General features: G+C 71.1%; 19 protein-coding genes. 8 read left to right on the plus strand and 11 right to left on the minus strand.

Going from position 1 to position 20919, the window contains the following annotated elements; all coding sequences use genetic code 11:
• Positions 1 to 79: 79 nt before the first annotated feature.
• The gene (gene dacB / locus ASF21_RS01740; RefSeq protein ID WP_055765951.1) at positions 80 to 1519 is read right to left on the minus strand and encodes a D-alanyl-D-alanine carboxypeptidase/D-alanyl-D-alanine-endopeptidase; all 1440 of its coding nucleotides are present in this window, start codon (positions 1517 to 1519) and stop codon (positions 80 to 82) included.
• Positions 1520 to 1702: 183 nt separating this feature from the next.
• On the opposite strand from dacB, the gene ASF21_RS01745 reads away from it, so the two are divergent.
• On the plus strand, positions 1703 to 2269 hold the full coding sequence (locus tag ASF21_RS01745; protein ID WP_055765953.1) for an inorganic diphosphatase: 567 nt from the start codon (positions 1703 to 1705) through the stop codon (positions 2267 to 2269).
• Positions 2270 to 2412: 143 nt separating this feature from the next.
• Positions 2413 to 3042, plus strand: a complete 630-nt coding sequence (locus tag ASF21_RS01750; RefSeq protein ID WP_055765956.1) for a hypothetical protein — start codon at positions 2413 to 2415, stop codon at positions 3040 to 3042.
• A gap of 143 nt (positions 3043 to 3185) precedes the next feature.
• Here the strand turns inward: ASF21_RS01750 and ASF21_RS01755 are convergent, their stop codons facing one another.
• On the minus strand, positions 3186 to 4022 hold the full coding sequence (locus ASF21_RS01755) for an HAD family hydrolase (protein ID WP_055765959.1): 837 nt from the start codon (positions 4020 to 4022) through the stop codon (positions 3186 to 3188).
• 44 nt (positions 4023 to 4066) lie between these two features.
• The gene (serS, locus tag ASF21_RS01760) at positions 4067 to 5347 is read right to left on the minus strand and encodes a serine--tRNA ligase (protein ID WP_055765961.1); all 1281 of its coding nucleotides are present in this window, start codon (positions 5345 to 5347) and stop codon (positions 4067 to 4069) included.
• 67 nt (positions 5348 to 5414) lie between these two features.
• Between serS and ASF21_RS01765 the strand changes: the two genes are divergently transcribed.
• Complete coding sequence (locus tag ASF21_RS01765) at positions 5415 to 6548, plus strand: diacylglycerol/lipid kinase family protein (protein ID WP_055768932.1); 1134 nt, start codon at positions 5415 to 5417, stop codon at positions 6546 to 6548.
• On the opposite strand, the gene ASF21_RS01770 is transcribed toward ASF21_RS01765, so the two are convergent.
• The 4 genes from ASF21_RS01770 to ASF21_RS01785 form a co-directional block, all read right to left on the minus strand.
• On the minus strand, positions 6545 to 6892 hold the full coding sequence (locus ASF21_RS01770) for a hypothetical protein (protein ID WP_055765965.1): 348 nt from the start codon (positions 6890 to 6892) through the stop codon (positions 6545 to 6547). The genes ASF21_RS01765 and ASF21_RS01770 overlap by 4 nt on opposite strands.
• Positions 6893 to 6985: 93 nt before the next feature.
• The gene (locus ASF21_RS01775) at positions 6986 to 7960 is read right to left on the minus strand and encodes a DNA topoisomerase IB (protein WP_055765967.1); all 975 of its coding nucleotides are present in this window, start codon (positions 7958 to 7960) and stop codon (positions 6986 to 6988) included.
• A gap of 71 nt (positions 7961 to 8031) precedes the next feature.
• Entirely contained in the window at positions 8032 to 8970 is a 939-nt protein-coding gene (gene pheA / locus ASF21_RS01780; protein WP_055765970.1) for a prephenate dehydratase, read from the minus strand.
• Positions 8967 to 9293: a rhodanese-like domain-containing protein gene (locus ASF21_RS01785; RefSeq protein ID WP_055765974.1), complete on the minus strand. Its 327-nt coding sequence runs from the start codon at positions 9291 to 9293 to the stop codon at positions 8967 to 8969. The genes pheA and ASF21_RS01785 overlap by 4 nt, the downstream gene beginning before the upstream one ends.
• Before the next feature lie 99 nt (positions 9294 to 9392).
• Here ASF21_RS01785 and ASF21_RS01790 point away from each other — a divergent pair, with 99 nt between their 5' ends.
• The 3 genes from ASF21_RS01790 to ASF21_RS01800 all read left to right on the plus strand — a co-directional run bounded on the left by ASF21_RS01790 (position 9393) and on the right by ASF21_RS01800 (position 13986).
• Complete coding sequence (locus ASF21_RS01790; protein WP_055765977.1) at positions 9393 to 10844, plus strand: amidase; 1452 nt, start codon at positions 9393 to 9395, stop codon at positions 10842 to 10844.
• Entirely contained in the window at positions 10845 to 12308 is a 1464-nt protein-coding gene (locus tag ASF21_RS01795) for a peptide MFS transporter (protein WP_055765981.1), read from the plus strand.
• Positions 12309 to 12453: 145 nt separating this feature from the next.
• Positions 12454 to 13986 (plus strand): long-chain-fatty-acid--CoA ligase, encoded by a 1533-nt coding sequence (locus tag ASF21_RS01800; protein ID WP_055765984.1) that lies wholly within the window; start codon positions 12454 to 12456, stop codon positions 13984 to 13986.
• Here the strand turns inward: ASF21_RS01800 and ASF21_RS01805 are convergent.
• A complete protein-coding gene (locus tag ASF21_RS01805) occupies positions 13983 to 15233 on the minus strand; it encodes a glycerate kinase (RefSeq protein WP_082471159.1) in 1251 nt (416 codons plus the stop codon). The genes ASF21_RS01800 and ASF21_RS01805 overlap by 4 nt on opposite strands.
• A gap of 97 nt (positions 15234 to 15330) precedes the next feature.
• Positions 15331 to 15498, minus strand: coding sequence for a hypothetical protein (locus tag ASF21_RS16670; RefSeq protein ID WP_157365700.1), 168 nt, complete (start codon positions 15496 to 15498; stop codon positions 15331 to 15333).
• A 109-nt stretch (positions 15499 to 15607) separates the two neighbouring features.
• On the opposite strand from ASF21_RS16670, the gene pgm reads away from it, so the two are divergent.
• Positions 15608 to 17239 carry a phosphoglucomutase (alpha-D-glucose-1,6-bisphosphate-dependent) gene (gene pgm, locus ASF21_RS01810; protein WP_055765987.1) on the plus strand — a complete coding sequence of 544 codons (1632 nt, stop codon included), beginning with the start codon at positions 15608 to 15610 and terminating at the stop codon, positions 17237 to 17239.
• A gap of 22 nt (positions 17240 to 17261) precedes the next feature.
• Here the strand turns inward: pgm and ASF21_RS01815 are convergent, their stop codons facing one another.
• Together ASF21_RS01815 and ASF21_RS01820 are read right to left on the minus strand one after the other, a co-directional pair.
• Complete coding sequence (locus tag ASF21_RS01815) at positions 17262 to 18629, minus strand: aldehyde dehydrogenase family protein (protein WP_055765990.1); 1368 nt, start codon at positions 18627 to 18629, stop codon at positions 17262 to 17264.
• Positions 18626 to 19480, minus strand: a complete 855-nt coding sequence (locus ASF21_RS01820; RefSeq protein ID WP_055765993.1) for an SDR family NAD(P)-dependent oxidoreductase — start codon at positions 19478 to 19480, stop codon at positions 18626 to 18628. Before ASF21_RS01820 ends, ASF21_RS01815 begins: the two co-directional genes overlap by 4 nt.
• A 97-nt stretch (positions 19481 to 19577) precedes the next feature.
• Between ASF21_RS01820 and ASF21_RS01825 the strand changes: the two genes are divergently transcribed.
• Positions 19578 to 20906, plus strand: coding sequence for a uracil-xanthine permease family protein (locus ASF21_RS01825; protein ID WP_082471160.1), 1329 nt, complete (start codon positions 19578 to 19580; stop codon positions 20904 to 20906).
• Positions 20907 to 20919 lie beyond the last annotated feature (13 nt).

Below are 20919 nucleotides of genomic sequence, written 5' to 3' on the forward strand. Positions count from 1 at the left end.
GGCCTATTCGATCACACCCTGCTGACGGCGAGCCGAGGCACTCGTGGAGCAGGCGTGGGTTCGTCTGTCGGCGAACGGGTCAGCGGCATCCGCAGGCAGCCAGCAGCGCGGCCGCGTGGTCGGCCGAGGACCTCGCCTCGACCGTGTTGCCGTCCAGCCCGGTTGCGAGGAAGGAGAACACCAGGAGCCGCCCATCGACGGTCACCACGTGCCCGGAGAGCGCCGTGACCGCGTTCAGCGTGCCCGTCTTCGCGCGCACGGTCCCGGCGCCGGGCCGTGCATCAGGATCCTCCGGGGTGAACCGCGGGGCCAGCGTGCCGGTCAGCCCGGCGATGGGCAGCGATGCGGCCACGGCGGCGATCCCGGGATCGGCCGACGTGGTGGTGGCGCGGACGAGTGCGGCCACCTGCGCCGGCGAGACGGCGTTCCGGGCGGAAAGTCCTGCCGCATCACCGAAGGCGAGGCCTTCCCCGGCCACGCCCGCACGCGTCGCAGCCGCGGCGAGGGCCTCGGTCGCGCCGCCGAAGGAGGCGGGACGTCCGCTCTCCCGTGCCGCGATCCGGGCGAGTGCCTCGGCGAGGTAGTTGTCCGAGACCTCCAGCATGCGGGCCACCTGCGCCGCGCGCGGAGCCGATTCCACGGCCGCCAGCGCGACGGCGTCCTCCGGGCTGGTCCGCCGCTGCACGTCGGGCTGGACGGTGATGCTCCGGTCCGCGGCGGCGGCGACGAGCGCCGTGGTGAAGACGTTCGCTGCGTCGAGTCCGGCATCCTGCGAGCGCGGGCCCCCGGTGCGCCCCTCCTCGAGCCAGGACGAATTGACGGCCAGCGCGTGCACGGGAGCGACCTCACCGGCCTCGATGTCACCCTGCGCCCAGGTGGGATTCACGCTGGCACCGGCGAAGAGGCTGTCATCGAGGAACACGGTGTACGGCCCCGATCCAGCGGGCAGCGCCGCGGCCGTCTCTGCGGCGAGTGTGCCGAGCCCGGCGTGCCCGACGACGGCGTCGGGTACCGAGGGCCCCGACGCGAGGAGGACATCGCCGCCGCCGTGGAGGAACAGCGCTCCGCCGGCCGACGGCGAGGACAGCACCGAGGTCTGCAGCCGTGCATCCGGGCGTCCGAAGGTCAGGGCGGCGACCGCCGTGAACAGCTTGACGGTGGACGCCGGCGGCTGCGGGCGGTCGGCGTCCCTCGCGTAGAGCACGGTGCCGTCCGTCGAGTCCACCACCGTGCCGGCGAACGAGCCCGGCCCCGACAGGGCCAGCGCGGCGTCGAGCGCGGGTCCCAGTGCGGCGGGATCCGGGGACGGCGCGGCGGGTGAGAGCGGGGTGACGACGTCGGGCACGGCGGCGGAGGTGGGCGGGACCTGCAGCGCGGGGGTGACGGGCGGGTCCGCGGGTGGCGGCGGATCGACCGCGGCGAGGACGGCGGGAGCGACGTGCGAGGCGACGGGGACCGCGATCGCCGCCATGACCAGGAGCAGGAGCAGTCCGGTCAGCAGGCGGAAGGATCGCGTCATGGTGTCCTTTCGCAGGCTGCGCGGCACGCGCCGTGGCGGTGCGTCACGGCGGAAAAATGCCTCGGTAGCGGTGAGCGACCGATATGTTAGGGCTGACGATCAACAGTAGACCGGCCGGCAGCCGCTCCCCGTGAGGGCGCGGCAGCGGCCGGCAGTCACCATCGACCCAGCACAGGAGTTGCCATGAAGCTCGACGTCACCATCGAGATCCCGAAGGGCTCGCGCGTCAAGTACGAGATCGACCACGAGACGCACCGCCTGCGCCTGGACCGCGTGCTGTTCACGGCCATGCAGTACCCCACGCACTACGGCTACTTCGAGAACACCCTGGGCGAGGACGGCGATCCGCTCGACGCCCTGGTGATGCTGCAGGACTTCGACCTGATCCCGGGTGTCCTCGTCGAGTCGCGCCCCATCGGCGTGTTCAACATGGTCGACGACGGCGGCGGGGACGCGAAGGTCCTCTGCGTCCCGGTGGACCCGCGGTTCGACGACATCAAGGAGCTGTCCGACGTCTCGGACTTCCTGCTCGACGAGATCAAGCACTTCTTCACCAAGTACAAGGACCTGGAGCCCGGCAAGTGGGTCGAGGCCGCCGATTGGGCCGGCCGGGAGGCGGCCGAGGCCGAGATCGAGGCATCCCTGCGGCGCTTCCAGGAGGCCGGCGACGCGAGCGCCCAGGACGAGCCGCAGGGCCGCGCCGTCGATGTCGAAGCGAAGAACGCGACCGAGACGCCTGAGGGACGCTAGGCCCCTGCCCCACCCTCCGGGCCCGTGCCCCGTACCGACGAAGCCCCCGCCAGCGCATCCCGCCGGCGGGGGCTTCTTCTATTCCCGCACCGGCATACAACCGCGTTCGGTTGTCCGCGCACCTGAGCCGCCATACTGGTGCCATGCACTACGTCCTCACGATCAACCAGCGCGACTCGCGGGATGTCGGCGACATGGTGGGCGACCTCCTGCGGGCCCTGCGCCACCTGCCCACGCTCGTCCCCTTCCAGCGCTCCGTCGGGGACGAGGTGCAGGGTGTCGTCGAGGACGCGACGACGGCGGTCGACGCGGCGCTCCGGGCCCTCCGCTACCGGCGGTGGCACGTCGGCCTCGGGGTCGGCGGCCTCGCGCCTCCGCTGCCCGAGCGCATCGTCGACGGTCAGGGCTACGGGCTGGTGTACGCGCGACGCGCGGTCAACCGGGCGATGAAGACCGGCGAGCGGATCCCCCTGGCCGTGGAGGGACCCGACGCCGGGATCGCCGCGGAGGCCGAGGCCGTGCTGCGCCTCCTCGGGCAGATCGTCCACACGCGCACCGACGCGGAATGGGCAGTCCTCGATCTCCTGACACCCGGAGCCCGTGGACAGCAGAAGTACGTCGCGCAGGAGCTCGGCATCACCGCGCAGGCCGTCAGCCGCGCCGTGGTCCGTTCGCACTGGATGGAGGAGTGGGCCACCCGGCCCGCCGCCGCGCGCCTGCTCGACCTCGTGTACGGTCCTGCATCCCTGCCCGAGGCGAGTCTGGCCTACTGAAGCCCTCGGGCTCTATTCCCCGGTCCGCCGCCCCGACCGGCGACGGCGGCCGCCGGCCCTGGGCAGCGCACGGTTCGGCGACGACGGGCCGGCAGGCACAGGACCGTCGAGCGGCCGTCGTCCCCCCGTGCGTCCACGACAGGTCAGACGAGCGAGCGGAGGACCTTCGCGGCGCCGTCGTCGTACACGCTGCCCGTCACCTCGGAGGCGGCCGACCTCACTTCGTCGGGTGCCTGGCCCATCGCGACGCCGCGCCCCGCCCACTGCAGCATCTCGATGTCGTTCCGGCCGTCGCCGACGGCGACCGTCATGGCGGGATCCGTGCCGAGGCGGCGGCGCAGCACCTCGAGCGCGGTGGCTTTCGTGACGCCCGAGGCGGCGATGTCCAGCCAGGCGGTCCAGCCGACCGAGTAGGTGACGCCATGGAGGCCGATGGATGCGACGGCGGCCCCGAACTCCTCGGCCGAGCTGTCCGTGCTGAAGACCACCACGCGGACCGCCCGGCTCCCGAGCATCTCCTCGAAGCCCACGCTCTCGGCCTCGGAGCCGAAGCTCGCGTCCTGGAAGCTCTCGGTGGAGAGGAACCGTCCGCGGTCGTCCTCCAGCGCATACTTCGCGGAGGGCAGCCGTTCCCGCAGTGCCGTGAGCGCGGGCCTCGGGTCGAAGGTCACGCGGTCGAGGACCTCGAAGCCCTGGTCCAGGGTCGCGTCGACCCTCAGGGTCACGCCTCCGTTGGAACAGACGGCGTAGCCACGCGTGATCCCCAGGAGCCGGATGACCGGCAGGGTAGCCCCGAGGGACCTGCCGGTGGCGATGATGACCTCGTGCCCGGCGTCGATGACGGCCCGGGTGGCGTCCCGCACCTCCTCCGTCATGGCTCCCTCGTGGTCCACGAGGGTGCCGTCGACGTCCAGGGCGATCAGGTGGTGTGTGCGGTTCTCCTGCCGGTCATCGATGCCGGCACCGGTCAAAGTGCTCATGCTTCAGTGAACCAGACCGCACCGACACCGGGGTAGGAGAATCCTCACAGGACCGGGAGGGTTTCCAAACCGTTCATGTAGGGACGCAGCGCCGCCGGGACCGTGACCGAGCCGTCGGGGTTCTGGTGGTGCTCGAGGATGGCGACGATCCAGCGCGTCGTCGCGAGCGTGCCGTTGAGGGTCGCGACGGCGCGGGTCCCCTTCTGGCCCTCCCCCTCCGGGCGCTCCCGGATGTTCAGGCGGCGGGCCTGGAAGGTGGTGCAGTTCGAGGTGGAGGTCAGTTCCCGGTAGTCGCCCTGCGTGGGGACCCACGCCTCGCAGTCGAACTTGCGGGCGGCGGACATGCCGAGGTCACCCGCAGCGGTGTCGATGACGCGGTAGGGCAGTTCCACCTTGGCGAGCATCTGCTCCTCCCAGGCCAGCATCCGCTCGTGCTCCGCCGCGGCTTCCTCGACGGTCGTGTACGTGAACATCTCCACCTTGTTGAACTGGTGCACGCGGATGATCCCGCGGGTGTCCTTGCCGTGCGAGCCGGCCTCGCGCCGGTAGCAGGAGGACCAACCGGCGTACCGGACGGGCCCCGCACCGAGATCGATGATCTCGTCGGAGTGATACCCGGCGAGCGCCACCTCCGAGGTCCCGACGAGGTAGAGGTCGTCCTCCTCCAGCCGGTAGATCTCGGCGTCGTGCGCTATGTCGAAGCCCGTCCCCTGCATGGTCTCGGGACGGACGAGCGTGGGCGTGATCATCGGCGTGAACCCGGCGTCCATGGCCTGGTCCAGGGCCATGCGCAGCAGCGCGATCTCGAGCCGGGCACCGACACCCTTCAGGAAGTAGAAGCGTGACCCGGAGACCTTGGCGCCGCGCTCCATGTCGATGGCACCGATCAGCTCGCCGATCTCGAGGTGGTCCCGGGGCTCGAACCCGTCGGCCGCGAAATCCCTCGGGGTGCCGACCGTCCTGAGCACCACGTAGTCGTCCTCGCCGCCCTCGGGGACGCCGTCCTGCACGAGGTTCGGCAGCTTCCGCAGCAGCGCCTCCTGCTCGGCCTTGGCTTCCTCGGAGGTCGCGGAGGCGGCCTTCACGGCCGTGGCGAGCTGCTTGACCTCCGCGAGGAGGGCCTGCTTCTCCTCACCCTTGGCCTGGGCGACGCGCTTGCCGAAGGCGTTCTGCTCGGCGCGGAGCGTCTCGTAGGCGGTGACCGACTCACGGCGCCGCGCATCCGCCGCGAGGACCGCGTCGACCAGCGACTCGTCCGCCCTGCGTGCGCGCTGCGATGCTCGGAACTGCTCGGGATTCAGGCGGAGGTCGTTGACGTCGATCACAGCGTCAAGACTACCCAAACCCCCGCCGGCCACGGATCGCCCGGCCTCGCCGCTATTGTGGATGACCATGCGCCGCAAACTCCTCGCCGGGACCGCCGCGGCTTCCGCCGCCGTCGCCTCCGTGCAGACCTACTGGTCCGTGCGTCGGCTGCAGCAGACCCGGACCCCCACGGCCTCGGTGCACGAGCCGGTGCCAGCGCCCGTGGGTCCGCAGCGCGTGGCCCTCGTCCTCAACCCGACCAAGCTGCAGGCCGGGGTGACCCGCGAACTCGTGGAACAGGCCTGCTCCGATGCGGGCTGGGAGCGGCCGCTGATCCTCGAGACCACCGTCGAGGACCCGGGCACGGGGCAGGCGCAGCGGGCCCTCGACGCGGGCGCCGACCTCGTCATCGCCGCGGGCGGCGACGGCACCGTGCGCGCCGTCGCACAGGCCCTCGCCCACCGGCCCGCGGCGCTGGGGCTGCTGCCCCTCGGTACCGGCAACCTGCTGGTGCGGAACCTCGGGCTGCCGTACCACGACATCGCCGGGTGCCTGCGGATCGCGCTGCACGGCTACGAGCGGCGCATCGACGCCGCACGGATCATCCTGCGCAACGACCGCACGCACACGAGTTCCGAGCACCCGTTCCTCGTCATGGGCGGGGTGGGATTCGACGCCAGCGTGGTGGCGGACGCGAAGCAGGACCTGAAGGACAAGCTGGGCTGGCTCGCCTACAGCGAGGCGGGCGTACGCCACCTCCCCGGGCGCCGCCGTCGGATCTCCATCAGCCTCGACGGCCAGCCGCCGCAGAGCCGCAAGGTGCGCAGCCTGCTCGTGGCGAACTGCGGGAAGCTGCCGGCGGGCGTGGACTTCGTGCCGGATGCCATGATCGACGACGGCTACCTCGACGTGGTGGTCCTCAGCCCGCGCAGCCTGATCGGCTGGACGCTGATGGCCGCGAAGATCCTGCTGCGACACCGCGGGGCGACGCCGGTGATCAGCTACTACCGCGCCCGTGAGGTGACCGTGTGGTCCGCGGAACCGATCGCGACCCAGCTGGACGGCGATGCCTCCGGCTCGACGACGTCGGTGACGGCACGGGTGGACCCGGACGCGCTGATGGTCCGGGTGCCTGCTCCGGCTCCCGGACCATCGGGGTCCTCCGTGCTGCCGCTCACCGACTTCCAGAAAGGGTGGCGGCGGCTGCTGCGCCGCTCCTAGCGCTCGCGGTCCGTGTACTCGCCCTGGCCCTCGGGCGCGTCGACGAGGGGCTTGTCCTTGTCGGTGTACTCGCCCTCCTCCGCGGCGTCCTGGGACGACGTGTATCCGCCGGAGGCTCCTGCCGGCTCGGTGCTCGTGTAGTGGCCCTCCTGCTCGGCGGCCGCGACGGCCTCCGAGGGATCGCGGTCGGCGCGATCGGCCTGCTCGTTGATCAGGGCCTGCTCCTCGGCGAAGCGCAGGTCGTTACCCTGGTCCCCGATGTCACCCTGCCAGTTGGGATCCGACGTCGAGCCGTCACCCTCGTTGGGGTTCACGATGTGTCCACCATGGGCGTTCTCGGTCATGATGCTGCCTTTCGTCGAAGGATGCGCTCCTCGTTGGGCGCCCGGTGCCAGCGTACTGACCGACGGGATGGTTTGAAACGGGCGCTGGTGCGCTCAGTCGCGCAGCAGCTCCTGCACGGCCTTCTCCGAGGCCGAGTAGGTACCGATGGGGATGACCTCACCGCTCATGAAGCGGTCCACGAGCCGCGGGTCCACGTAGGAGGTGCGGGCAACCGTCGGCGTGTTGCCGAGGTGCTCCGCCACGGCCTTCATGGTGGCGCTCACCGCCTTCTGGCGGGCCGTCCTGGTGGTCGCCCCGAGGTCCTCCTTCGCGAGTGCCATCGCGGCGACGACCGTGGCCTGCCAGGTCCGGAAGTCCTTCGCGGTGAAGGGGCCGCCCGTGACCTGGCGGAGGAACTCGTTGAGCTGGGAGCCGTCCACGTGGTGCCACACGCCGTTCTCCGACTGGTAGGCCAGGACCGTGTCGGCCTCCTCACGCTCCACCATGGGCCGCAGCGCCTCGGCCAGGTCCTCGTCCTCGAGGCGCGTGTCCCAGTGCTGGCCGCTCTTGCCGGGGAAGTCGAAGACGATCAGGCCGCCGTCGATGGTGCAGTGCTCGACCAGCAGCGTGGTCACCCCGAAGGATCCGTTGGTCTCCGCGTACTGCGCGGATCCGATCCTGAGCGCACCGGAGTCGACGATCCGCAGGGCTGCGGCAAAGGCCCGCTCCCGGCTGACGCCGTCGCTCCGCAGGTGCTGCGTGATGGCGCGACGGGCGCTCGGCAGCTTCGCGCCGAAATCGAGTGCGCGGTCGAACTTCTCGCGGTCCTTCTGCTCCCGCCAGGCCGGGTGGTACATGTACTGGCGCCGTCCGGCATCGTCCGTGCCGATCGCCTGGACGTGCCCGTTCGGGTACGGCGCGATCCACACGTCCTTCCAGGCCGGCGGGATCACGAGCTCCTTGATCCGCTCGAGCTCGGCGCGGTTCTGCAGCAGCTCGCCGCTGGGCGCACGGTAGCTGAAACCCTTGCCGTGCCGGCGGCGGGAGATACCGGGCCTGCGCGTGTTGCTGCGGCGCAATCGAGCCATCAGGAGAACCAGCCTTCGAGTGGGGGACCGTCGATGGTAAGCCTACTGTGTAATGGGCCGCAGGAACGCGCCTACCTCGGTCGGCCCCCGAGGATCCCCCCGAGCCAGTGGTCCGCCGACGCGAAGGCGTCATCCGAGGTGTGGCGCTCGACGGCGGGGGTCCGGTGATCGGCCCGCGCGTAGGACCCGAGGAAGCGGAGGCCCGGGCTGATCCGGTGCAGGCCCTTGAGCGCGTCCGCCACCCGCGCGTCCTCCACATGGCCGTCCGCGTCCACGCTGAAGAAGTAATCGCCGAGGAACTGCCCGGTGGGCCGCGATTCGATCCGGCTGAGATTGACCCCGCGCGCGGCGAACTGGTCGAGGATCTGCATCAGCGCCCCGGGGTGGTCCTCGGGAAGCGGTATCACCAGCGTGGTCTTGTCCGCCCCGGTCCGGGGCGGGAGCGCGTCCGGTCGGCCGACGAGCACGAACCGCGTGACGGCGTCGGCCACGTCCCCGATGTCCTCCGCGAGCACGGCCAGCCCGAGCCGCTGGGCCACGAGGGGCGAACAGATGGCACCGTCATAGGAGTCGTCACCGTCGACGAGCCCGTAGGCGGCAGCGGCGGTCGACGACGACGGGAAGTATTCCGCATCGGCGATGGTGGCGTCCACCCAGGCACGGCACTGCGCCCAGGCGTGCCCGTGGGTCGCGATCCGCCGGACGGCCCCGAGTGCGGTTCCGGCCCGCGCGGCGAGCACGAAGGTGATGGGCACGAGTTCCTCACGCAGGATCCGCAGGGGATCGCCGACCGCGATGGCGTCCAGCGTCGCGCTGACACCTCCCTCGACCGAGTTCTCGATGGGCACCATCGCGGCGTCCACCGCCTTCGACCGGACGGCGTCGAGCGCCGCCGCAACGGTGGACGCCGGTACGCGGCGTGAATCTCCGGCTCCCGGCACCTGCAGGAGTGCGGCCTCGGTGAATGTACCCTCAGGCCCCAGGTAGGTGTACGAGGACGGCTGCGTCACAGGACCGCGGGCTCGCTGCCCGTCTCGGAGACCATCGGCTTGCCGGCGTCGGCCCAGGCACCCATGCCGCCGCTCACGTTGATCGCCGTGTAGCCGTTGCCCTCGAGCCACTCCGCAGCGCGCTGCGAGCGCCCGCCGGCACGGCAGATGACATGCAGGCCCTCGTCGGGATCCAGCTCGCCGAACCGCGCGGGCAGCTGATCGAGCGGGATGTGGACGGCGCCGTCCACGTGGCCCGCCTCCCACTCATAGTCCTCACGGACATCGAGGATGCGCGCGTCGCTGGGCACTGCCGTCACCGGTACGTTCTGGAGATCGCTCATGCGCCTACCTTTCCACGCACCGGCAGGGGACGCCATTGCTACGGACCCCTGCGGGCCGGCTCCTATAGTGGGAGGATCCCCGCCTTCCCTGGAGTGCCCATGAGCGAACTGCACGACCTGCCCGCCCTCACGCTCCGTGACGCGCTCGCCCGCGGCGCCGTCAGTGCCCGGGAGGTGACCGAGCATTTCCTCCGGCGCATCGACGCCCTGAATCCGGACCTCGGCTCGTTCGTCACGGTCACGCACGACGACGCGCTGCGCGCCGCCGACCACGCCGACCGGCTGCACGCCTCGGGCGTCGCTCTCGGGCCGCTGCACGGCGTGCCGATCGCCCACAAGGACCTCACCGACGTCGCCGGTGTCCGGACCACGCTGGGCACGGCCGCCCTCGATCACGCCGTCGCCGAGAAGGATGCGCCGCTGGCGTCCGTCCTCCGGCGGGCCGGCGCCATCAGCCTCGGCAAGACGCAGGTCCCGGAATTCGGTCTGAGCTGCTACAGCGAGAACCGCATCGCCCCGCCGGCCCGCAATCCCCTGGACCCCCGGCTCAGCCCCGCAGGATCGAGCGGCGGGAGTGCGGCCGCCGTCGCTGCGCGCATGGTCCCCTTCGCGCCCGGGACCGACGGCGGCGGTTCCGTCCGCATCCCCGCGGCGGCCACCGGTCTCGTCGGGCTCAAGCCGAACCGTGGCCGGGTGCCCTCGGGATCGGCGCAGGCGGACCTCGGACAGCTGGTGGTCGCCGGTCCCCTCGCCCATACGGCCGCGGATGCCGGGCTGCTCCTCGATGTCCTGGTCCAGGAACCGAACTACCGGCCCACCAGCGCCGCCTCCCGCTATCCCGGCTCCTTCCTCGACGCGGCGCTGCGGGCGGAAGGGCGCTTCAGGATCGGCGTCAGCACCGCCTCCCCCTTCGCCGGAGCCGGCGACGTCCTGGGCGACCTCGGGCTGGACAGTGCCGCGACCGACGCGCTCCACGCCGGTATCGGGATGCTGCAGCGGGCCGGACACGAAGTCGTCGAGACCGCCCTGACCTACGACCGCCGCTACCACGACGCCTTCCAGCTGGTGTGGACCGCGGGACTGGCCACCGCCCCCCTCCCCGCGGACCGCGAGGACCGGCTGACGGACATCACCCGCGTGCTCCGCCGCCGCGCGCTGGGCCGCAGCGCCGCGGACCTGGCGGCCGCCGTCGACGTGCTGCGGCAGTTCGAGCACGAGACGATCCGCCAGTACTCCGACCACGACATGATCCTGACTCCCGCCGTGGCGATGACACCGCGCCCGATCGGGTGGTACACCGACGCCGACGGCGACACCGACTACCTCCGCCAGTGCCGCTACTCCCCCTACACCTCCATGGTGAACGTCTGCGGCCTGCCTGCCGTGACGGTCCCCACGCTCCGCCTGCCGGACGGCCTGTCCATGAGCGTGCAGCTCATCGGGCGGCCCGGTGAGGAGGCGCAGCTGCTCGCCGCAACGGCACAGATCGAGGCCGTGCGGTATGCCGATGGTGATTTCCCAGCTCTCATGGCCAGTGGCACCATGGAGTAGATGAGCACTTCCCAGCGCACCGCCCGCACCGGCGGGTCGACCTTCCTCGGACACCCGCGCATGCTGGCGAACCTGTTCAGCGTGGAGCTGTGGGAGCGGTTCTCCTTCTACGGCATGCAGGCGCTGCTGCTCTACTACATGACCTACACGCTCGCCGAGGGCGGCCTCGGCTTCGACGAGGTGACCGCTGCAGGACTCGTCGGGGCCTACGGCGGCGGGGTCTACCTCTCCACCATCCTGGGCGCCTGGCTCGCCGACCGCGTCTTCGGCTCCGAGCGCGTGCTCTTCGTCTCGGCGATCATCATCATGGGCGGGCACATCGCCCTCGCGCTGCTCCCCGGTGTCGTGGGCCTCGTCGTCGGGCTGGTCCTGGTGGGCGTGGGCTCGGGCGGCCTGAAGGCGAACGCGTCGTCACTCGTCGGCACGCTGTACGCGCCCGGCGACGACCGCCGCGACGCGGGCTTCTCCATCTTCTACATGGGCATCAACATCGGTGCCCTCGTGGGACCGCTGCTCACCAATCTGGCGTGGGACGCCTACGGGTTCCATGTGGGCTTCGGCCTTGCGGCGGTCGGCATGGCCGCGGGCCTCGTGCAGTACGCGCTCGCCCGGAAGAACCTGCCGGCCACCGCGCACGAGGTCGAGAATCCCCTCCCGCGTGCCGAGTACCGCCGCTGGATCATCATCGCCGCCGCCGTCCTCGTGCTCCTGGGCGTGGTCGTGAGCACAGGCCTCCTGAACGCGGAGAACCTCGCCGACGTGATGGCCTTCGCCGCCATCGTCGCGACCGTCGCCTATTTCGCGGTGATCCTGCTCAGCCGCAAGGTCACCGCCGTGGAGCGGCGCCGCGTCTACTCCTTCATGCCGCTCTTCGTCGCGAGCGCTGCCTTCTGGTCGCTGTTCCAGCAGCAGTTCACCGTCGTCGCCCTGTACTCCGAGAGCCGCCTGGACCGGGATCTCTTCGGCTGGGAGATGCCGCCGGGCATGGTGCAGTCGATCAACCCCGTCTTCATCATCGTCTTCGCCGGTGTGTTCGCGGCCCTGTGGACGCGCCTCGGGAGCCGCCAGCCGTCGTCGCCCGTGAAGTTCTCCTTCGGACTCATGGTGATGGGCCTGGCGTTCCTCGCCTTCATCCCCTTCGCGGGTGGTGGACCGAACAGCACGCCGCTGCTCGGGCTCGCCGCGATCCTCCTGCTGTTCACCTGGGCGGAGCTGTTCATCTCCCCGATCGGTCTGTCCGTGACCACCAAGCTCGCGCCCGAGGCGTTCCGCACGCAGATGCTGGCCCTCTTCTTCCTGTCCATCTCCCTCGGGACCACGGTGTCCGGCATCCTCGCCGGGTTCTACTCCGAGGAGACCGAGGTGCCCTACTTCGCCTTCAGCGGCATCACGGCGATCGTGCTCGGCGGCGCCCTCCTCGCAGGAGCACCCGCCATCCGGAAGGCCATGAGCGGCGTCCGCTAGGCTCCGGCGGGCCCTGTTGCGCGGCCGCCCCTGATCCCACAGACTTCTACCCACCGGTAACATCCGTACCGGGAGCACCGGAACGGACACCGTACGTGCGGCGTGCGGCCGGCCCGGCAGTCGTCGAAGGATCAAAGGAGATCGCGTGTCGAACCTCGCCAACAATCTTGTCGCCACCGCAACGAGGAGCCCCGCGGCGGTGGCCATCAAGCTCGACGACGTCGAAGTCACCTTCGGAGCCCTCGAAGTACTCAGCCAGAAGGTCGCGACCCTCCTCGCCGGCCATGGTGTCCGGCGCGGTGACCGCGTCGTCCTGATCATGCCGAACATCCCTCAGATGGCCTTCGTCTACTACGGCATCCTGCGCGTCGGGGCCGTCGTCGTGCCGCTGAACCCGCTGCTCAAGGGACGCGAGGTCGCCTACCACCTGACGGACTCGGGGGCCCGGCTGGTCTTCGCCTGGGAGGGCATCATCGCGGAGGCGCAGTCCGGGGCGGAGGCATCGGGAACGGAGCGCGGCGACGAGGTCACGGTGGTCACCGTGGTCACCGTGGACAGCGGCGCCTTCATGCAGAGCGTCTCCGCGGCCGAGCCAACCCCCGGCGTCGTCGACCTCGACGGCGAGGACACCGCCGTCGTCCTCTACACCTCGGGGACCACGGGACGGCCGAAGGGCGCGACGCTCTCGCACACCAACCTCTCGCGGAACACCGAGATCTCCCGCGACCTGATGGGCACGGCCGAGGGCGAGGTGCTGTTCGGCGGCCTGCCGTTCTTCCACATCTTCGGCCAGACCTGCGCCCTGAACGCCGCCGTGCTGACCGGCGCGACGGTCACGCTGCTGCCGCGCTTCGAACCCGGCAAGGCGCTGGAGATCATCGCCCGGGACCGCGTCACCATCTTCGAGGGCGTGCCCACCATGTACATCGCGATGCTGCGGCATCCGGCGGTCCAGGACACCGACCTCTCCTCCGTGCGGGTCGCCGTCTCCGGCGGCTCGGCCCTGCCCGTCGAGGTGCTGCACGAGTTCGAGCGCGTGTTCAAGGCCGATCTCCTCGAGGGGTACGGGCTGTCCGAGACGTCGCCGATCGTCAGCTTCAACCGCGTGGGTGCGTTGCGCAAGCCCGGCTCCATCGGCACCCCGGTCGAGGGTGTGGACGTACGCATCATCGATCCCGACGGCGCCGAGCTGCCGCAGGGCGAGGTGGGCGAGATCGCCGTGCGCGGCCACTGCGTCATGAAGGGCTACTGGAAGAATCCGGACGCGACCTCCGCGGCCATCCCCGACGGCTGGTTCCGCACCGGAGACCTCGCCCGCGTCGACGAGGACGGCCTGCTGTTCATCGTCGACCGCAAGAAGGACGTGATCCTCCGCGGCGGGTACAACGTCTATCCGCGCGAGATCGAGGAAGTGCTCTACGAGCACCCCGCCGTCGCCGAGGCCGCCGTGATCGGCGTGCCCGACCCGCTGCACGGCGAGGAGATCGTCGCCGTGATCGGCCTCAAGGCCGGGTACGCCCCGGCCGACGACGCCGCGAAGGAGACCCTCGCCGCGGAGATCGTCGAGTTCACGAGGGAGCGCGTCGCGGCCTACAAGTACCCGCGCCGGGTGGTGCTCGTGGACGCCCTGCCGAAGGGCCCCACCGGCAAGATCCTGAAGCGGGAGATCTCGGTCTAGCTCCGCGCCGCGGCGGTCCGCGCCGCACCGAACACGCCGTACACGTGCGCGGCGGCCCCCTCCATGAGTGCCCCGGCGTCCTGCATCAGCTCCTCGAGCCGCACCGGACCCGTCGCCAGGGAGAAGGCCGCCGCCAGCCCGGCGTCCTGGACCTCCGCGGGCGTGAGCTGAACCCGTCCCGCGATCGCGACGACGGCGCAGCCGGACGGGGCGTTCGCGACGACGGCCTGGACCACCTTGCCGCCGAGGGACTGCGCATCGAAGGAACCCTCCCCGGTCAGCACGAGGTCGGCGTCGGCGAGAGCGGCCCCGAGGCCGACGGCGTCCGCGACCAGCGCGGACCCCGGGACGATCTCCGCGCCGAGCAGCGCCACGAGCACGGCGGGCAGTCCCCCGGCCGCCCCGGCGCCGGGCAGCTCCAGCACGTCGACGCCCGTCAGATCGCGCAGGATGCGTGCAAGGTGCGCCAGGCCGTGGTCGAGCACGGCGACGTCGTCCGGCGACGCGCCCTTCTGCGGACCGAAGACCGCTGCGGCACCGCGGGGCCCGCACAGGGGGTTGTCGACGTCGACGGCGATGCGCCACCGTGCAGCGCGGGCCCGCGGATGGAGTCCGTCCAGCTCGATCGAGGCGAGGGTCGCCAGTGCGCCGCCGCCGGGCGGGAGCGGGTCGCCGTCCGCGTCGAGGAAACGTGCGCCGAGGGCGGAGAGGAGTCCCGTGCCGCCGTCGGTGGTCGCGGAGCCGCCGATGCACAGCAGGATCTCCTCCGCCCCGTCGCAGAGTAGTGCCGCCGCGATCTCGCCCACCCCGAAGCTCGTGGCCGTCAGGGCATCCAGCGGCAGGTCCGCGACCAGGGGCAGGCCGTTGGCCTCGGCGGCCTCGAGGACACCGCGCACCGCATCATCCGCTGCGTCGTCCGCGGCACCGGCAGCGCCATCCGCGGCAGTGGAGCCGCTTCCCCCGGTGGTGATGCCGTACCGGGCGGCGCGGGCCCGGCCGGCGGCGTCATGGCAGGCGACCGTCCGGGGCTCGACGCCCCAGGCCGCGAGCAGCGCGTCCAGTGTCCCCTCCCCACCGTCGGCGAGGGGGGCGAGGACGACGTCGGGCGCCGGGTGTCCGAGACGGGCCGCGGCGGAGGTGACGCCCCGCGACATGGCGAGGGCAGCCTCCGCTGCGGGGAGGCTGCCCTTGAGGGAGTCGGGAGCGAGGACGATCCTGAGCGGGCGGGGCTGCGCGGGCGTGATCACCCGTCCACCCTAACCGCGGGCCCTGCGACGCGTCGGACCATGTCGGCCGCCGTCCGGCGCGGTCACACGGCTCCGGGCGTCGCCGCCCCCATCGGCGTCAGCCGGTGGGACCGCTGCCGTTGTCCGCCTCGAAGTCCGGGGCCACCTCGTCCTCCGTGCCTGGTCCGCCGTAACCACCGGCGAGCTGCTCGTCGAGGTTGCCGGCCTTCTCGGCGCCCTGCTCCTCGGGATCGCCGGTGGGGGTGTCGCTGGGACCGTCGCTCATGGTGCTTCCTTCCGTTCGCGTCTCCACCCTGGCCGGGTGCTGATCCTCAGCTTACTGACGATCAGCGACACCGGGTGTAATCGGCCGCGTTCTTTGACATGCTGGGGCCATGGCTAACCGAGCGGGCACAGTGGCCCTCCCCTCCGACCTCGTCGACGTGACCAAACTGCTCGACGCGTACTTCGACGTCGAACCCGATCTCGGGGACCCCGCGCAGCGCGTGGCCTTCGGGACCTCCGGGCACCGCGGGTCCTCCCTCAAGTCCTCCTTCAACGAGGGGCACATCGCGGCGATCACGCAGGCGATCGTCGAGTACCGCGCGGGGCAGGGGATCACCGGGCCCCTGTTCATGGGCAAGGACACCCATGCGCTGTCCGAGCCCGCGCAGAACACGGCCCTCGAGGTCCTCGCGGCCAACCACGTGGCCGTCCTCGTCGACGCCCGCGGCGCCTACACCCCCACCCCGGCCGTCTCGCACGCCATCCTCAGGTACAACGCGACGCGCACGGAGCAGGCCGACGGGATCGTCATCACCCCCTCGCACAATCCCCCGGCCGACGGCGGTTTCAAGTACAACCCACCGCACGGAGGCCCCGCCGACTCCGATGCCACCACGTGGATCGCGAACCGCGCCAACGACCTCCTCGAGGGCGGCCTCCGCGATGTGCGGCGCATGCCCATCGCCCAGGCGCGGACCGCCGAGGGCATCAGCACCTACGACTTCCTGCAGCACTACGTCGACGACCTCCCCTCGGTCCTGGATCTCGACGCCATCCGCTCCGCGAACGTGCACATCGGCGCCGATCCCATGGGCGGCGCCGCCGTGGACTACTGGGGCGCGATCGGCGAGCGCCACAACCTGAACCTCACCGTGGTCAACCCGACGGTCGACCCCCAGTGGGCGTTCATGACGCTCGACTGGGACGAGAAGATCCGGATGGACTGCTCCTCCCCGTACGCCATGGCCTCGCTCATCAAGCAGGCGGACACGTTCGACATCGCGACGGGGAACGACGCCGATGCCGACCGCCACGGCATCGTCACCCCCGACGCCGGACTCATGAACCCCAACCACTACCTCGCCGTCGCCATCCAGTACCTGTACGCGAACCGGCCCAACTGGCGTCCCGACGCCGTGATCGGCAAGACCCTCGTCTCGTCCTCGATCATCGACCGTGTCGCCGCCGATCTCGGCCGCGTGCTGCAGGAGGTCCCGGTGGGCTTCAAGTGGTTCGTCCCCGGCCTGCTCAGCGGAGAACTGGCGTTCGGCGGCGAGGAGTCCGCCGGAGCGTCCTTCCTGCGCCTCGACGGGTCACCGTGGAGCACGGACAAGGACGGCATCCTGCTGGCGCTGCTCGCCTCGGAGATCACTGCCGTGACGGGGAAGACGCCGTCACAGCACTACGGCGCGCTGACCGAACGCTTCGGCGCGCCGGTCTACGCGCGCATCGACGCCGCAGCGACGCGCGAGCAGAAGGCCGCCCTCGGCAAGCTCTCGCCGTCGGACGTCACTGCGACGACCCTCGCGGGCGAGGAGATCACCGCCCGCCTGACGGAGGCGCCCGGCAACGGTGCCCCCGTGGGCGGCCTGAAGGTGACCACGGAGAACGCCTGGTTCGCGGCCCGCCCGTCCGGGACGGAGGACGTCTACAAGATCTACGCCGAGTCCTTCCGCGGCGAGGAGCACCTCAAGCAGGTCCAGGCCGAGGCGAAGGCCCTCGTGGACGGCGTCATCAGCTGACCCGGCGGGCCCTGCGCCGGCCCTAGAGGAGCCGGCGCAGCAGGGCCCGCTTGACCGGCCCGAAGGGTGGGTAGGCGAGGCGCAGGGTGTCCAGTCCCGACGGCTTCGAGAACACGGGCTGCAGGTGGCTGAAGGTCACGAAGGACTGCCGGCCGTGGTAGCTGCCCGTGCCGCTGGCTCCGACGCCACCGAAGGGCAGGCCGGGGACCGCGAGCTGGATGGTGCAGACATTGTGCCCCAGCCCGCCTGCCTGGACCTGCTGGGTGAACGCCGCCAGGTGATCGTCGCGATCGCTGAAGAGGTAGGCGGCCAGCGGGTGGGGTCGTGCACCGATGAAGCGGATCGCGGCCTGGAGGTCCTCCACCTCGAGGATGGGCAGCAGCGGGCCGAAGATCTCCTCCTGCATGAGCGGTGACGCCGGATCAACGTCCCGCAGCACCGTGGGCTCGATGTACCGATCGGCGCGGTCGTGGCGGCCGCCGGAGACGACCCTCCCGCCGTCGAGGAGCCCGACGATCCTGTCGAAGTGGTGCTCGTTGATGATGCGGCCGTAGTCCCCCGACATCCGCGGATCCTTGCCGTAGAAGTCCCGGATCGCATCGCCCAGGGCGTCGGCCAGGGCCGGGGCCGCGGCCGGCGTGGTCAGGATGTAGTCGGGAGCCACGCACGTCTGCGCCGCATTCATGAATTTGCCGTAGGCGATACGCCTCGCCGCAGCGCGCAGGTCGCCGCCGACGACGACGGCCGGGGACTTCCCGCCGAGCTCGAGCGTGACGGGCGTGAGGTGTTCCGCAGCGGCCTTCATCACGATCTTCCCCACCCGCTCGCCCCCCGTGTAGAACACGTGGTCGAAGGGCTGCGCGAGGAGATCGGTACTGGCCTCCACCCCGCCCTCCACCACGGACACCGCTTCGGCATCGAGGTACAGCGGCACGAGGCGGGAGAGCACGGCGGAGGTCGCGGTGGCCAGTTCACTGGGTTTCAGCACCGCCGTGTTGCCCGCCGCGAGCGCACCGACCAGGGGGGCCAGGACCAGCTGCAGCGGATAGTTCCACGGCCCGATGATCAGCACGACCCCGAGCGGGCGCGCCTGCGTCCACGCGCGCCCGGGGCGCAGGCCGCCCGGCACGGGGATCTTCTCCGGCGCCATCCACCGGTCGAGGTGCTTGAGGGCGAAGTCCAGTTCGGCCCGCACGACGGCGATCTCCGAGAGGAACGCCTCCGTGCGGCTCTTGCCGAGGTCCGCCTCGAGGGCGGCCGTGAAGTCCTCCTCGCGGTCGACGAGAAGGCGGCGGAGGGCCTCGAGCTGCCCGCGCCGCCAGGTCGCGGGCCGTGTGGCACCGGTGTCGAAGTACCGGCGTCGGCCGTCGAGGAGTGCAGTGGCGTTCATGGCGTGTCCTTCGTCTCGGAGGCGGGGCCGTCCTGGCGCCCGGTGAAGTGGTCCATGGAGCTGTAGATCCTGAGGACGCGGCCCGCGACGACGTCCCAGACGGGTTGCGGCAGCACAGCGCGGAGCGTGCCCGCGAGCTGCACGGTCCAGGGCAGCTGGACCCGGGCGCGTCCGCCGAGCATGCCGTTCCAGGCCCGGTCCACCACGTACTCCGGCTCCATGAGCGGGGTCATGAACGGGCCTCGGGCACCCTCGAACATGCCGGTCCTGATGTAGCTGGGAATCAGGGTGGTGACGGCGATGGGATGACGCGCGGCCCGCAGCTCGAGGCGCAGTGAATCGCTCCAGCCGATCACGGCCCACTTGGACGCCGCGTAGACGCTCATCCGCGGGACGGACAGGGTGCCGGACGCCGATGCAACGTTCAGGATCCTGCCTGCACGTCCCTGCCCGATCATCGCCGGCAGGAAGGCCCGTGCGACGTGCATGGGACCGGCGGCGTTGACGCGCAGGGTCAGGTCGATGTCCGCGAGGTGGTCGTGCTCCCAGAAGTACGCGCCGCGCACGATCCCGGCGTTGTTGACCAGGACGTCGGGGACACCGACGTCGTTCAGGACCGCGGCGGCAGCTGCCCGGATCGACTCCACGGATCCGACGTCCACCATGTAGCTGTGGACGGTGGCGCCGTGCGGGGCGAGGTGCGCCACCACGTCCTCGAGCGCCCGTGCATCGATGTCCCACAGCACGACGGCGCCCGCCCCGTCCCGCGCGGCCCGCTCGGCGTACAGCCTGCCCATGCCCATGCCTGCACCCGTGACCAGCACGGTGCGTCCGCGGACCGTGAATGCCATGTCTGCCCCTTTGCTCGCTGACAAGCAACGTAACACCCCCGTCACGCGCTGCCGATAGGATTTGCCGGAACCCCCGACCCACCCGGAAGGCACCCCCATGAGCACACGAGGTATCGGTTGGACCCTGCACGGGGACGGCAGGAACGTCACCCCCGGCGGCTTCGTCGCTCCCGACGAGCGCCTCTCCTGGCCCCGGACCGTCGGCATCGGCGCGCAGCACGTGGTCGCGATGTTCGGCGCGACGTTCCTGGTGCCGCTGATTACGGGTTTCCCGCCGTCCACCACCCTGCTGTTCTCGGGCATCGGCACCCTCCTGTTCCTCGTCATCACCGCGAACCGCATACCGAGCTACCTCGGCTCGAGCTTCGCGTTCATCGCGCCCATCGCCGCGGCGCAGTCGCAGCACGGGCCCGCCGGGGCGCTGGGCGGGATCATCATGGCCGGTGCCGCACTGGCGATCATCGGGTTCATCGTGCACACTGCGGGGGCGCGCTGGATCCAGGTGGCCATGCCGCCGATCGTCACGGGCGCCATCGTGGCCCTGATCGGATTGAACCTTGCGCCGACGGCGAAGGCCAGCTTCGAGCAGGCGCCCGTCACGGCGCTCGTCACCGTGATCGCCATCCTCCTCGTGACGGTCCTCTTCAAAGGCATCCTGGGGCGGCTCTCCATCCTGGTCGGCGTCCTCGCCGGGTACGCCGTCGCCCTCCTCCGGGGTGAGGTGGACCTCGCGGCGATCAACGACGCCGCGTGGGTCGGTCTCCCCGACTTCGCGGCGCCCGAGTTCCACCTGTCCGTCGTCGGACTGTTCATCCCCGTGGTGCTCGTGCTCGTCGCGGAGAACATCGGTCACGTGAAGTCCGTGGCCGCCATGACGGACCGGGACCTCGACCCGATGACCGGCCGGGCCCTCATGGCGGACGGCCTCGCCACGATGATCGCCGGAGCAGGTGGCGGCTCCGGCACCACCACGTACGCCGAGAACATCGGCGTGATGGCGGCATCACGCGTCTACTCGACGGCGGCCTACTGGGTGGCGGGGGTCGTCGCGATCCTCCTCAGCCTGTTCCCCAAGTTCGGGGCGCTCATCGCCACCGTGCCGCCCGGAGTCCTCGGCGGCGCCGGTGTGGTGCTGTACGGGATGATCGGCATCCTCGGGGTCCGCATCTGGGTGCAGAACCGCGTGGACTTCTCCAATCCGATCAACCTCTCCACGGCGGGGGTCGCCCTCGTGATCGGGATCGCCGACTTCACCTGGGTCATGGGGGACCTCACCTTCGCGGGCATCGCCCTGGGAACCGCTGCGGCGCTCGTCATCTTCCACGGCATGACGGCGGTCGCCCGGGTGCGCGGCAGCGAGCACGTCGCCGGGCCGGAGGAGCTCGAATCGCGCGACCACGGCAGCAGGCCCTCCAAGCTCGGCTGAACCCGCACCGGAT

The organism is Arthrobacter sp. Leaf234 (genome assembly GCF_001422665.1).
In the GTDB taxonomy this organism is placed as follows: domain Bacteria; phylum Actinomycetota; class Actinomycetes; order Actinomycetales; family Micrococcaceae; genus Arthrobacter_D.